This is a genomic window from Nocardia sp. NBC_01499, from assembly GCF_045040275.1.
Classification (GTDB): Bacteria; Actinomycetota; Actinomycetes; order Mycobacteriales; family Mycobacteriaceae; genus Nocardia.
The window spans coordinates 2,330,893-2,344,443 of the sequence record NZ_CP109426.1 but is presented as its reverse complement, the minus strand read 5'-3'; the positions used below and the strand labels follow the sequence as shown (position 1 = coordinate 2,344,443).

Genomic DNA, 13,551 nt, shown 5'->3' with positions numbered 1-13,551 from the left:
CTTGGCGTACGGGCCGAACAGTATCGGGGGCGGAGGGCGTCGCGGATGGTGCTGGCGGGGAAGCCGGTGAGTCTGCTGCAGGTGGCGAGGGAGTGACCGGCGAGGTAGAGCCGTTCGGTGTGGTCGATGTCGGTGGTGGTCATCGACTGGTGGCGCCGCGGGACCTCGTGGTTGGTCAACAGCGTGAGCACCGCAGTCTTGGATATCCCGTACCGGGTGGCGAGTTGGGCGGTGGAGGCTCCGTCGCCGTATGCCTGGATCAGCTCTTCGACGATCGTGGAAGTGAGTCGCCGCTCGATGTTGCGAGGCACGCGAGGCTTGGCGGCGAGTGGCTGTTACGTCGGTGGCTCAATCCCTTCGCGACAGCTTGCCAGGACGTGCCCCCTGCTCGACATCTGGGCTCGCGATTCTTCGCAACGAACTGTACGGATGAAGACGCACGAAATTCGGATAGCGGATAGGAGACGCCCCTCTGGCCCGGCATGGACCGAGGGTGTTTCATCTGTCCGGTCACCGAAGAGGTGATACCTGCGGGTTCGGGTGGACCTTTCATCGGCTGACACGCCATGCCCAACGAGTAGCTGGCGACAGTCCGGTCGTAGACCGCGGACCGGCCGCCTACAAATGTGCGGCAACTAGCCGCTTGGCGGGCGTTCTGCGCGATGAGATCGACTGCGGCGCAGGACGTTTGCTCTCAGCCGAATACCGTGCACCCGTTCGCACCACTTCCCGGTTCGGGCGGAGTTCGGTCGTGACCAGCCCGGCAATCAGGGGATCGGTCGGGGATCCGAGACAGTGTCGGAGGGGTTGCTGGTCTGGGTGTGGCGGTGGTCGTTGGCGGCGCGCAGCTCGGCGTTGAGGTCTTCGAGGTCGAGGATGCGGGCGATGCCGGCGAGGTTGACTCCGGTCGCGGCGAGGGTGGTGATGCGGTGCAGGCGTGCGAGGTCGTTGCTGCTGTAGCGGCGGGTGCCGCCGTCGCTGCGCGCGGGGGTGATCAGGCCGTGGTGTTCATAGAGTCGCAGTGTCTGCACGCCGATGCCCGCCAGGTCCGCGGTGACCGAGATTCCGTATACCGCGCGGCCCGGATCGGGCAGCGGTGATCGGGGTGGTCGTTGTTCCTCGGGCATAGGTCTCCTCGCCTCCGCATCGCAGTCAGATTTTCTATTGTAGATACTTGCACTCTCCTATCGAGAGTGCTAAAACAAATCTATGCCAGATGGCATAGGTTATCTGGTTTCTACGATGAAGGATGGAGTGTGTTGGAGGTGGCGACCATGTTGATGCGTACCGATCCGTTCCGTGATCTGGACCGTCTCACGCAGCAGGTGTTCGGCACAGCGGCGCGGCCCGCGGTGATGCCGATGGACGCCTGGCGCGACGGTGAGCAGTTCCTGGTCGAGCTCGACTTGCCCGGGATCGACCCGGCATCGCTGGACCTGGATATCGAACGCAATGTGGTGACCGTGAAAGCCCAACGCCCAGGGCTGGATTCGAACCGATCGATGATCGCCGCGGAACGCCCGCGCGGTATGTTCAGCCGCCAGTTGTTCCTCGGTGAGGGCCTCGATACCGACCACATTCGCGCCGATTACACCGATGGTGTGCTGCGCCTGGCGATTCCGGTCGCGGAGAAGGCCAAGCCCCGCAAGATCGAGATCGAACGCGCCAACGGCAAGTCTCAGGCCATCAACGCCTGAACCGCGCCCGGCGCTTCCTTCGGAGGAGGCAGCGTCATGACCGCGGAACCCGCCCGCATCAGATCGACAGTGATCCTCGACGCGCGGCTGCTCGTGCTCGATCCTGACCTCGAGCCGTTGTTCGCCGAGGTGGAGCAGATCCTGTGCGAAGCTCTCGCGCCGCGGCTCTGTGCGCGGTGCGCGCCGGTTCCTGAGTCTGCGCCGAACCTGGTGTCGTGGCAGTACTACCGACGGTGGCGGGGGTGCCGTCCCGCGCCTGGGCGCGCTACCCAGCGCGGGCCTCCGCCACGCCCGAAATTTCCCCGACAGTGAACCAGCCCAGCGGGAATGGAGGTGATGCCCGTATCCCGACACCGTGGGAAGCACACCGTGCGGTGGCGGCGACACCCGCCACGATCCCCGCGCCGCGGCGCGTTCGAGATCCCGGCACTGACCGGAACTCCGCGCAACGCCACCTATGTGAGTGCAGCGGGCAGCGGGTGTCAGCGCCACCGCACGGACCGCAGGAATGTTCACAACCTTCCATCACGGCCGTGGGCCCGGACCCGGTAACTGGTATATCGAGGCCGAACGCGGGGTCGAAGAGTTCCTGGCACTCGGCGCCCACCACCGGACCGTGTCCCGTGCCGGACTGGGACTGTTCGATGTGGTCCTCGACACGGTGGGCACCGACCTGCGTACCGTGCGGCGGACGCTCGAGCCCGGCGGACGCATGGTCACCATCGCCATCGACCTGACGCGGCTCGCCGACTCGCTGGGCTACATTGCCGCGTGAGCTGCTCCTCCAGCCGGAGGTGGACGAGGACGGCCCGCGCGGCAAGTTCGGGATCGACGGCGGCCTCGCCCCAGACCTGCACCGACAGGCGGGCGTGCTCGCCTGGATCTGCCACCTACACGAGGCCAAGACCCCCGAGGCCGACTGGTTCGAGGTCGCGGTCATCCACCACACCGACTGTGGCTCAGCACTATTCGCCGACGACGATCTCCGCCACACCTTCGCCGCCCGCGGCGGCCACGACGAGCAGACCGCGGCAGACATGGCGGTCCTCGACCCCGTCGTGACCGTGCGCGCGGACGTCGCGCTCCTGCGGGCGGCACCTGAATTACGTCCCAGTAGTGAGCATTTCGCCATCGGGGGATATGCCTACGATCTGGAAACCGGCTTGTTGACCACGGTTGTTCCGCCCGCGTGAGGGTGCTGTGTCCACCTTGAGTTGACCAACTGCGACGGTTACGCCCCTGAATCGCGACTGGAAAAGTCAGGTCGGCGCTTCGGCATTCTTGGATGTATGAACGGGCCGAGTCATGGAATAGGTGAGAAATCGAGACTAAGCGCAGCGGGAACGTCCGGCTCGCTGAGGTGGTGATTCCTTGGCTCAGGACAGGAGCGGGCGGTGAACCAGATCCGGGGTTGTGGGCAGTTAGTGTCGTCACACTCCGAGATTTCCGGACCGCCATTGGGCAATCTTGCAGCAGCGCGCACCCCAGCGCCGCCGCTGGCTTCGCCGTTCCTTCCAGCACTCGATTGGAGATCATGCCAAGCACAATCGAGATGTACCCGCTCTGCCTTCGCGCCGTCGACAATGGGCAGATAACCGGCTGCGGTGTGTCGACGGTGGCGTTGACGCTATGGCGCGCGGCATACGCACAGGCTGCGTAGATCGGTATGCGACGAATCCGCATCGGACGCGCCTCTGAACCAGCCGACCGGCCCGAGACCGGTCGGCCCGAGCTTGGCGATCGTGGCCGGTCACGCGCGCCTGCGCCGAAGCGTCGACCTCGCACGTCGGTCACCCATACGGCTAACGGTGCTCGGCGTCCCGTTCGGCAGCGTCGACGACGGGTGACGACGGCCGAGCAGCGGCGCGATATCGCACTGCTGCTGCGCGGGAGCATCTACTCGGGCGTAACGCCGTCGCCGACCGCGGCGGGGGAAGAGTATTCGCCCCGCCAGGTCATCGACTTCTGTCTGGATCTAGGCGAGGTGATGTTGTCGTCGGGAGCCGATGCGCGCAGCGTCGAGGTAGCAATTGTCGCCGTCTCGGCAACCTGGAATCTGGCGGCCGTCGAACTCGACTTTCCTGGCTCGTCGATCCACATGGTGTACGCCGTGCCCGACGAGCCGACCATCGCCGGATTGCGGGCTGTTCGTGACACGGGCGCCGATCTGCACCGGCTCAACAATGTGTACGGCGTGGTCGACGATATCGTCGGCCATCAGACCGATATGACTCAGGCAAGCCGGCGACTGGTCGAGGAGATACGGTCGGATCCGCGCTGGCCTTATCGTGTTGTCGCGGGCGCCATGGGAGTTCTGGGCGTTGTCGTCGCGCTACAGGCAGGCGGGACCTACCGGTCGGCGGCCGGTGCGTTCGTGCTGATGTTCGTCCTGATGTATCTCGGTAAGGTACTTGGGAGACGTTATCTTCCAACGTTTTTCGTCGCCGTTGCGCAAATGGCGCTGGCGACGACGGTCGGCAGCGTGGCGATCGCGTACAGCCCGATCGATCCGGGCGAGGCGGCCAGTATGGTCGCTGCGTGTGTGGTGCTGCTCCTACCGCATCCGTCGATCGTCGCGACGGCGCAGGACGCAATATCCGGATTTCGGAGCTTGGCTCTGGTGCGCGGCCTCGGCATCGGCCTGGTGGTGCTCGGGATGGTCACCGGCATTCAGGCGGGTCTGATGTCGGCTCGGTGGGTCGATCTCGAAGTCGATCCGTCGGCGATCCACCTGATGGGTTTGACACCGTTCTGGGCGTTGTTCGCTTCGGCGATCGCGGCCGCGGCCAATGCCTTCGCGCAAGGAGCGACCGCGCGTGTGGTGCCTATCTCTATGGCGTTAGCGGTATTTACCCAGCTGATTGTGCAGTTATGTGCCCGTGCGCATATCGGCCTGCAATTGTCGTTGATGCTCGGCGCGGCGATACTAGGCGCACTCAGTACATGGACGGCCGCCCGCCTACGCATCTCCCCGGCATCGATAGTTGTTCCCGCATTCTGCGGCGCTCTACTGCCATCGCTGACCGTGGCCCACTCATTACTACAGTTCATCGGGCACTCGCCAGGATCGGGAGTCGCGTTCGCCTTTTCCGTGCTCACCACGCTGGCAATAGGCGCGGGCCTGGTCCTAGGCAATATCGTGGCCACGGGCGGGGCACGTCGGATGGTAAGCACCCGAACCCGGATCCGCTCGGCGAGCCTGGATACCGAACCGCGACCGACTACTCCGGAGAGTAAGCCCCGGCCGAGCAACACGGCAAACGGTCAGCACAGTGCCGGACCGCTCGGTCGGGAGTGATTCTCGACGGCCGATCCAACTCGGCTGGCGAGGTTCACCTTCCCGGTATTACTGGTTCAGCCCTGCTCTCGAAGGGCGGCCCTGCCTCGCTGCCCTAGAACCCACAGCCCCGGCCGAGGCCGCGACACCCGGGAGACGATGCGCCGGAGCTACTCCGGCGCATCGTTCGACAGGTTCGTCGATAGCGGGGTGCCGTTGTCGCCTATCCCGAGAACCTGCGGTAGGTCATGGTTTCCGGCACGTCCTGGCTTCACCCCGCGCCGAGGTAGCGCAGTACCGCGAGTACCCGGCGGTGGTCGGAATCGGCTTGCGGCAGGTCCAGTTTGGTGAGGATGTGGTTGGTGGCGGCTCGCTCGCAACCAGCCGGGCCGCGATGCCGGAGTTGGAGCGACCGCTGGCCATTAGTTCAAGCACCTCGGGTTCGCGAGGGGTGGGCCGGTCGAGCGGGTCACGATCGTGGCGCACCAGCAGCTGCGTCACCACTTCGGGATCGAGGGCTGTGCCGCCGGTGGCGACGCGGCGTAGCACCTCGCCGCACTCTTCGATATCGGCGACGCGTTGTTTGAGTAGATAGCCTATCCCGCTGGTCTGTGTCACGAGAAGCTCTGCGGCATAACGCTCTTCGATGTACTGCGATAGCAGCATCGGCCGTGCCTGGCCGGTCGCGCCGGATGGTGAGGACGGCACGGACGCCTTCGTCCCGGAAGTCTGGCGGGCATCCGGACATCGACGACGGCCAGGTCAGGCCGATGCTGTTCGACCACGTCGAGGAGCGCTTGCGCGTCGGCCGCCTCGGCCACGACATCGAATCCGGCGAGCCGCAGCACCGCTACCACGCCGACTCGCAGCGGCACTGAGTCTTCGGCGATCACTGCCCGCCTGGCAACTCCGCGGCGAGCCGGGTTGGACCGCCGGGCGTGCTGGTCACCTCGAAACGCCCGTCGATTGAGGCGACGCGCCAGGCCAGTCCCGTCAACCCGGTACCGACGCCCCGTATGAAACTGCGAAGACTTCTTCGCGAAGAAGCCTTCGCGAAGAACTGTTGGCGGTCTAGAGTGTGCGGTATGACTGATGCAGGCGCGGCGCCGGACAGCCCGAAAGTCGAAGCGGGCGTTGTTGTTCTGGATGCCAAGGGGCTACGCGTATTAGCGCATCCGGTGCGCGTGCAGTTGGTCGGGCTGCTGCGCAAGTACGGCCCGTCGACCGCTACCCGCCTATCCGAACGGCTGGGAGTGGGTTCCGGCACGACCAGCTACCACCTGCGCCAGCTCGGCGCGGCCGGTTTCGTCGAGGAGGACACCGAACGCGGCAACGCGCGAGAACGCTGGTGGCGTGCGGTGCATCAGGCAACGCAGTTCGACAGCGCTGAGTTGACCGGGCGAGAGCCCGAGGCCACACTCGCCTACTTGCAGTCCATCGCGACCGCCCACACGCTGCACGTCCAGCGGACGCTCAACGAGCTTCAGACGATGCCGCGCGCGTGGCGCGACACCTTCACTATGAGCGACTGGGCCCTGCGGCTCACCCCCGAGGAAACCGAAGCCTTGGGCCAAGAGTTGCGGGCGGTGATCGCCCGCTACCGCAAAGACGCACCGGAGGAGGCGGCGAATGCCCCTGCGGGGGCCGAGCGGGTCGAGCTCATTACGCATCTGCTGCCTGAGCTGGATGTGCCCGCTGTCGGCGCCATTTCAGTCCTTGGCGAACGCTAGGGACGGAGATGCGTTGTGACCGAAGATGTCTCGAGCGTCGACGACGTACCCAGCGGACGGTGCTCCCGACGGCTGAGCCGACTACTGGCGGCCATAGCCCGTGCCGCTGAACGGTCCTCGGATCTTGACCACCGCATTGCACTGGTTCGTGCTCGTCAGGACCGCCAGCTCCCCGCATGGTGGTCAAGACGTTCACCGGGCCACTGGTAGACCGGATCAGCCCGCCCGGCAGGCTCCTGGGCCACTGACCTGGCCAGACTCTCGCGGCAGCCCCCTCGCCGAAGCAGAATCGAAGCCGCCTCGCTCCTGCTCCGCTCAGTGCTGGCCAAAATGTGCGGACTCGGCTGGCTCAACGACCTCGCCGCCGCCAGCAGGTTCCGCCCGACCGCCGATAAGTGGCGGTTTTGGCTGGTCACCCGAGGAGGCCGCGCTCCATGGCGGTGGTGACGGCGGCGGTCCGGTCGGACACGCTGAGCTTTGCGAACACGCGCAGCAGGTGGGTCTTCACCGTGGCCTCGCTGATGTGTAGCGCGCGCCCGATGTCCGCGTTCGTCCCGCCCTTTGCGACGAGCCGCAACACCTGCGTCTCGCGGGCCGACAACGGCGGCGGCTGCGGGTTCCGAACCCGGTTCACCAGCTTCCCGGCCACCGACGGCGCCAGCACGGTCTCCCCGCGGGCTGCCGCCCGGATCGCCCCGACCAGCTCGGTCCGCGACACGTCCTTGAGCAGGTACCCCGACGCGCCGGCCTCGACCGCGCGCAGGATGTCGGCGTCGGTCTCGTAGGTGGTCAGCACGACGACCCGCCGCCGCGGTGTCTGCCGCAGGATCTTCCTGGTCGCGCTGACGCCGTCGAGGCCGGGCATCCGCAGGTCCATCAGGATTACGTCTGGCTGCTTGACTCGGTCGAGCGCGACGGCTTCGTCGCCGGACCCCGCCTCGCCGACCACACTGAAGTCTGGTTCTGACTCCAGCATCCCGCGCAGTCCCTCCCGCACCACGGGATGGTCGTCGACCAGCATGATCGTGATCACGCGGGCACCTGCAGTTCCACGTCGGTCCCCTCGGAATATCCACTGCGGATGCTGAGCTGTCCGCCGATCTGCCCCGCCCGCGACCTCATCCCGGACAGTCCGAACCCCCCGGTCGGTGCGCCGGGGTCGAAACCCGCGCCGTCGTCGTGCACCAGCAGACGTACCGAGTCGTCCACGGCGGAGACTCGGACGAGCACCGCCGACGCCGACGCGTGCTTGCCGATGTTGGCCAGTGCCTCCTGCGCGGCACGCAGCAGGACCACCTCGGTCGCCATCGGCAGTGTCGGCAACGGACTGTGCACTTCGTAGGTCACCGTGAGGGTGCTCTCCTCGGCGAGCCGGTCGGCGAGGCGTCGCAGCGCCTCCTCCAGCGATCCCGCCGCCAGCCCGGTAGGCGCGAGTGCGGCCACCATTGTCCGTGCCTCGCCGAGGTTTTCTCGCGCGGTGCGCGCGGCGAGGCCGAGATGCCGTCTCGCTGCGGCGGGGTCGGTGTCCATTTCGGACTCGATCGCCTGGGTGAGGGTGACGATGCTGGTGAATCCCTGCGCCAGCGTGTCGTGGATCTCGCGGGCCAATCGCTCGCGCTCGATGGCCGTGCCCGCCTCCAGGGAGAGCCGGGCGACCTCGGCCTGGCTGGCTTCCAGCCGCTCGATCAGCCCGGCGCGGGCATGGCTCTCCTCGATGATCCCGGTGATGTAGCGCCCGGTGAGCATGCTGAAGACGATCACGATCATCGGCACCACGATGGCCAGGGCCTCGGCCCCGTCGCGGACGATCGAAGCGACCAGGCTCAGCATGATCGTCAATGACGTGAGCGCGGCGGCCGGTGCGAAGTCCAGCGTCATGTACACCAGCGGGCAGACGATGAACAGACCGAAGCTCGCTTTGGGGTCGGCGAACATCGCGACGACGATGAGCAGCGACAGAACCCCGGCGAACAGCCAGCGCTGTGTGTCGTTGTCCTCGCGGGTGAGGGCTCGGCGGCCCTGGGACAAGTAGACGATCGCGATCCCGGTCAGCGCCGCGACGCTGACCAGTCTGGCCGCTATCGCCGTCGTCGGCTCGTCGGTGAGGACGTAGGCCACTGTCCCGACGTAGGCCACCCCGAATACCACGTCCCAGACCCAGCGGAAGCGCTGCCACGCGCTGCGCGATGACGGGTTCACCGGCCCTCGTTCGTCCAGCGGAACGTCAGCCTCGCCAGCAGCAGTCCCACCACGCACCAGGCGCCGAGCACCAGCGCCACCCTCGAAAGTTCCCATGTCCCCGCCATTTCCTGAGCCGCTGCCTCCGGGGGCAGGAACACCGAGCGGAAGCCCTGACACACCCACTTCAGCGGAAATACCGACGCAACGTCGACCATAACCTTCGGCAGGTGCGTGATAGGGGTGACGAACACCCCCGACATGAACTGCAACACCAGATAGACCAGGTTGACCACCGCGACGACCCCGTTCGTCGACCGGGGCACCGAGCCGATCACGATGCCGAGCAGCGTGCACGACACGGTGCCCAGCACAAACACCCAGGCCAACGTCAGCCACTGCGCCGGCTCAGACGGCAGGTGCAGCTCGAACATGAGCACGGCCACCGCGATCATCAACGCCGACTGGACCGCGCTGGACACCGCCACCAGCACCATCTTCCCGACGAAATACGACCCCGCGGGCATCGGTGTCCCGCGAAGCCGTTTGAGCGCGCCACTCTCCCGGTCGACGGCCAGGCCGATGCCCATGCTGTTGAACGACGTCGAGACGATGCCCGCGCCGATCATGCCCGCGGCCAGCAGCTGCCCCGAGCTGACCGACACCTGCGCGGTCGGACCGTCCAGAATGGACCCGAGCAGGATCATCAGTATCGCGGGCATGGAGAAGGTGAAGACCACCTGTTCCCTGTTGCGGAAGAACTGCCGCAGCTCCGCGCCGCCGCGGGTCAGGCCCAGCGAGAACGTGCCGGGCAGAGCGAGCGTGGTCATGGCGTCTCTGCGATCAGCTCGAGGTAGATGTCCTCCAGGCTGGGCCTGGTCACGGTCAGCTCGCCGAGCTCCCCACCCCCAGCGGAGAGCTCGGCGACGAGCTTCGTCGGATACGCCGTGCGCTCGACGTGCTCACCGCGTTCATCCACCCAGCGCACAGTCGCCTCCGCACCGGCACGGCCACCGAGCTCACGCGGGGTGCCCTCGGCGACGACCCGCCCGCGGGCGATCACCGCGACCCGGTCGGCCAGCGCCTCGGCTTCGTCCAAGTAGTGCGTGGTGAGCAGGATCGCGGTGCCCTCCCGCGCGAGCCCGCCGATCAGCGTCCACAACCGGCGGCGAGCCTCGGGATCGAACCCGGTCGTCGGCTCATCGAGGAACACCAGCTCGGGACGGCCGATGATGCCCAGCGCAACATCGACCCGCCGCCGCTGCCCACCCGACAGCGACTTCACCCGCGCCCCCGCCTTCTCGCTCAGCCCGACCTTGTCGATCACCTCTTCCGGATCACGCGGATCGGGGTAGTACTTCGCGAAATGCCGGACCGTCTCCGCCACCGACAACTCGGCCACGTCGGTCGCGGTCTGCAAGACGATGCCCAGCCGCGCCCGCCAAGCCCGGCCCGCCCGGCCAGGATCCTCACCGAGGACACTGACCTCACCCGCCGTCCGATCCCGGTGCCCCTCCAAGATCTCCACGGTCGTCGTCTTGCCCGCACCGTTCGGACCGAGCAACGCGAACACCTCACCCTGCCCGATATCGAAATCGAGCCCGGCCACGGCGAGCTGCCCCGGATACTCCTTGCGCAAGCCGCGCACCCGCACTGCTGTCATAACTCAAGTCTGTTGCCGCACTGGACCTCCCGGGACATCCGGAAAGTTGAACCCGGCTGTCCACCGATCGATGGACAGACCTGACCCTGACAAAATTACGGACTAAGTTTGTCTTGTGTGGCGCGCTGCAGGGAGGTATGGCGAGGCGCCACGTCTGTCACCGATTCGAGTTTTCGTTGCGCGGGTGTAGGTGTCGTGGTCGGTGCCCCTATGTGGGTTAAGTGCTGGTGATCGCATCCACGGCCAGCAGTTTGCAGCGCTCGTGGAAGGACTTCAGTGCATCGTGCGGATCTTGCCGCCAGTTCCACGGCTTCGATTTCATATCGTTGATATCGGCGGTGCACGACGCAGATCGAACGAAAAGTCACGGATCGTGATGAGATAGCGAGGTCAAGAAGTGTGCTCCCCGCGCACGCGGGGATGATCTAGTTCGCAGTGTCGGGAAGCAGGGTGGACGCTCTACGAGCTGCGCTGGGCATGAACCGGCACATGCACAGCTATTGGTCGGCTTGGATATTGGTGTTGCGTCGTAAGTTACGGCGGCGTTGGAGTGCTGGCACCTGGTCGGGGGGATTTTCGCGTTGTAGGTATCGGTGGGCGAGGTTGGCGGCACTCCGTCCGCTTTGGGTCTACCTGGGCTGGTGTGCTGGTGGTTTTCGTGGCTTCATTCGTTGAGGGTTTCCGAGGCTGCTCCGTCCAGATGCGTCAGAACCCAATCCTGTAAAGGTTGGATCTCGCGCTCGGCGGCACTCGTCCATCGTGCTAGCTGTTCTGTGGTCACCGCGATTCTGCCTAATACTCCTGCCAGTGAGGGTGTTTGTTCTTTGATTTCTCCACTGCGTATGTAGCCGCGTAACTGGTTTCTCGACCAGCTGAACCGTTCCGCGCGTTCAAGCCAAAAGTCTTGCATTTCGGTGGTCAACGCGGCGACCTCTGCGTGATGCTGGAAACTGAGGTTTTCTCGCCGACGGTCGATCGGAAACTTCCTGGCAACCCAGGCGTAGTTACGCAGAGTCTGATAGTCGAGTCCGGCTTCGTTGATCGCTGTCCGGTATCGACTTTCGTATCTGTTCTGGCCATATACAAGCCAGTCGCCAAGGCACCATGCGGACGAGTTGTGAGCGTCGGTAAGTCGCCGACCGGCCTGCGTCCACTCCTGATAGGGGAGTGGGCCTTGTATGCGGAGTCCCACTCGAGTGACAAGCACCGGTTTCTTTCGCATAACACTGGAATGGCCCTTAACAGGACTAGCCATCTGCTTACCCATCATGATGCTCTCCTTCGCACTTCTCATTGCGATGACCAGACCAGTTCATCCGGCGGGGAGCATGCAGTCGGCCGCTGTAGACCCCCCCCTGCAGATATTCGAGCCTCCGCGAGTTGCAATGAATGTCGAGTTCCAGAACGAAATCATTATCGAGGAACGGTCGTTTCGACAACAGAATCTTCGCAGCTCTTTGCTGTATTAATTCATACCAAGACCGTACGGCTTAGTTGGACCCCCCATGCATGGCGACAGTCGATAGTCAAGATCAGTCTAAAAACGAAGTAATTATGTGTCAACGTCATTGAAGTGCGTTCGGTGTCGGCAGTTCACATAACTAATCGGCCATTCGGGCAGCCTCCGGAGACGTGATTGTGAACTTTGTCTGGATTGCTTCGGTCCCTCCCGACAGTGCTCGAAAAGCGACAGTCTCGTCTTTCGCGGCGTTATCGTCGAAAGCGCATACGGATCTAGCTGGTGTCCTGCTGACAGGACGGGGTAGAACAACGCCGGGGACCGATGGTTGCGGTGGCAGGGCGAAGCGTGTGCGTGTACGCGGTGGTTTGCCACCGCTGTCCAGTTCGCGATTGTCCCCGCTGGCAACACTATACGGAGACGTCCCGCTGGCGGGACACCGCCGCGGAATGCAGATTTGCATTTGCTTGACCCCGTAAGTAGCAAGTTGCTAGCGTTGCCGTGAATGATATTTCGGTAAATTATATTTCGGTATGAAATTTCGAGAGGTGCCTTCCGTGTCGTCTCAGCGTGCCGTGTTGACGCCCCAAATGATCGAATACACCGAGCGGTTGTACGAGAACGGGGATGTCCGATGGCTTCCCTATCTGCTGTACTTTCATCCGGCGGATCACCGATCGGATATCGCGAATACGGACCGTTTCGGTTTTCGTTTCGCACACGGAATCGATGTGCGCGCTGCGCCCGGCGAGGGCGTGCCGAACGGGCCGGTGCGATTGTTGGTCGGCAGCTCGGTGGTTTTCGGAGTCGGCGCGACCTGCGACGAAGCGACCCTTCCCTCGCGACTGTGGTCGCGGCACGCGCCTTCTCTGCCATGGTTGAATTTCGGTGGGCGAAGCCACAATTCTATGCAGGAACTACTCCTGTTCCTGTTGCACCGCCATCTGATACCTCAGGTCGAGGAGATCGTCATCTTCTCGGGCTTCAACAACCTCGGGTTGGCCAGGCTGCCCGAGTCGAAGCGGGGCGACCACGGGGCGTTCTATCTGTGCAACGAGTACTTTGCGAAAATCGAGGAATTGCGGAAGCACCCCCGCCGAGAACTCGTCGAGCTTGGCGACGATGGTGTTCCGTCGAGCGCCGACCAGATCGCCACCGCCACCGAGTTGACGGTTCGGCACCTCGACGCCTGGCGGGTGCTTGCCGCGGGACTCGGGGCTCGATTGTCGTTCGTCTTGCAGCCGCTGGCTCCCTGGGTGCGCGAGCGCCCGGCGCCTCAGGAGCGGCTGCTGTTCGATGAGCTGGACGCTAAATTCGATTTCGGCGCGACTTTCGGCGATATCACACCGATGGAGGTTGGCCGATCGTATGCGGATGCGCTTCGAGTCGGCTGTGCGAAGCTGGCTGTCCCGTTCTACGACATGAACACTGTACTCGGCGAGTCCGTGAAACCCGATGAATGGTTGTTCGTTGACCGTGCGCATTTCACCGATAACGGATACGACATCGTCGCCGGGTTGTTGGCCGATCGGCTCGGCCTCCGCTGA

The 13,551-nt window shown here is 64.7% G+C and carries 13 protein-coding genes and 1 pseudogene; 7 read left to right on the top strand and 7 right to left on the bottom strand.

The features are described from left to right. Positions 1–767 precede the first annotated feature (767 nt). Complete coding sequence (locus tag OG203_RS10600; protein WP_405165505.1) at positions 768–1,127, bottom strand: MerR family transcriptional regulator; 360 nt, start codon at positions 1,125–1,127, stop codon at positions 768–770. 147 nt (positions 1,128–1,274) lie between these two features. Here OG203_RS10600 and OG203_RS10595 point away from each other — a divergent pair, with 147 nt between their 5' ends. The 5 genes from OG203_RS10595 (at position 1,275) to OG203_RS10575 (ending at position 4,995) form a co-directional block, all read left to right on the top strand. Next, the gene (locus OG203_RS10595; RefSeq protein WP_405167823.1) at positions 1,275–1,697 is read left to right on the top strand and encodes an Hsp20/alpha crystallin family protein; all 423 of its coding nucleotides are present in this window, start codon (positions 1,275–1,277) and stop codon (positions 1,695–1,697) included. Between the two features lie 36 nt (positions 1,698–1,733). Next, positions 1,734–2,009, top strand: coding sequence for a hypothetical protein (locus OG203_RS10590; protein WP_405165504.1), 276 nt, complete (start codon positions 1,734–1,736; stop codon positions 2,007–2,009). Between the two features lie 196 nt (positions 2,010–2,205). Then, positions 2,206–2,472 (top strand): hypothetical protein, encoded by a 267-nt coding sequence (locus OG203_RS10585; protein ID WP_405165503.1) that lies wholly within the window; start codon positions 2,206–2,208, stop codon positions 2,470–2,472. Beyond that, positions 2,462–2,890, top strand: coding sequence for a hypothetical protein (locus tag OG203_RS10580; protein WP_405165502.1), 429 nt, complete (start codon positions 2,462–2,464; stop codon positions 2,888–2,890). The genes OG203_RS10585 and OG203_RS10580 overlap by 11 nt, the downstream gene beginning before the upstream one ends. A 650-nt stretch (positions 2,891–3,540) precedes the next feature. Next, entirely contained in the window at positions 3,541–4,995 is a 1,455-nt protein-coding gene (locus OG203_RS10575) for a threonine/serine exporter ThrE family protein (RefSeq protein WP_405165501.1), read from the top strand. Between the two features lie 250 nt (positions 4,996–5,245). On the opposite strand, the pseudogene OG203_RS10570 reads toward OG203_RS10575, so the two are convergent. Further along, positions 5,246–5,867 (bottom strand): annotated as a pseudogene (locus tag OG203_RS10570) (response regulator). Positions 5,868–6,059: 192 nt separating this feature from the next. On the opposite strand from OG203_RS10570, the gene OG203_RS10565 reads away from it, so the two are divergent. Then, positions 6,060–6,704, top strand: coding sequence for a helix-turn-helix domain-containing protein (locus OG203_RS10565; RefSeq protein WP_405165500.1), 645 nt, complete (start codon positions 6,060–6,062; stop codon positions 6,702–6,704). A 412-nt stretch (positions 6,705–7,116) separates the two neighbouring features. Here the strand turns inward: OG203_RS10565 and OG203_RS10560 are convergent, their stop codons facing one another. The 5 genes from OG203_RS10560 to OG203_RS10540 form a co-directional block, all read right to left on the bottom strand. Next, positions 7,117–7,737: a response regulator gene (locus OG203_RS10560; protein ID WP_405165499.1), complete on the bottom strand. Its 621-nt coding sequence runs from the start codon at positions 7,735–7,737 to the stop codon at positions 7,117–7,119. Further along, positions 7,734–8,903 carry a sensor histidine kinase gene (locus OG203_RS10555; protein ID WP_405165498.1) on the bottom strand — a complete coding sequence of 390 codons (1,170 nt, stop codon included), beginning with the start codon at positions 8,901–8,903 and terminating at the stop codon, positions 7,734–7,736. Before OG203_RS10555 ends, OG203_RS10560 begins: the two co-directional genes overlap by 4 nt. Next, on the bottom strand, positions 8,900–9,712 hold the full coding sequence (locus OG203_RS10550) for an ABC transporter permease (RefSeq protein ID WP_405165497.1): 813 nt from the start codon (positions 9,710–9,712) through the stop codon (positions 8,900–8,902). The genes OG203_RS10555 and OG203_RS10550 overlap by 4 nt, the downstream gene beginning before the upstream one ends. Then, positions 9,709–10,545: an ABC transporter ATP-binding protein gene (locus tag OG203_RS10545; RefSeq protein WP_405165496.1), complete on the bottom strand. Its 837-nt coding sequence runs from the start codon at positions 10,543–10,545 to the stop codon at positions 9,709–9,711. The genes OG203_RS10550 and OG203_RS10545 overlap by 4 nt, the downstream gene beginning before the upstream one ends. A 664-nt stretch (positions 10,546–11,209) precedes the next feature. After that, the gene (locus tag OG203_RS10540) at positions 11,210–11,815 is read right to left on the bottom strand and encodes an LmbU family transcriptional regulator (protein ID WP_405165495.1); all 606 of its coding nucleotides are present in this window, start codon (positions 11,813–11,815) and stop codon (positions 11,210–11,212) included. 746 nt (positions 11,816–12,561) lie between these two features. Here OG203_RS10540 and OG203_RS10535 point away from each other — a divergent pair. Beyond that, on the top strand, positions 12,562–13,551 hold the full coding sequence (locus OG203_RS10535; protein WP_405165494.1) for a hypothetical protein: 990 nt from the start codon (positions 12,562–12,564) through the stop codon (positions 13,549–13,551).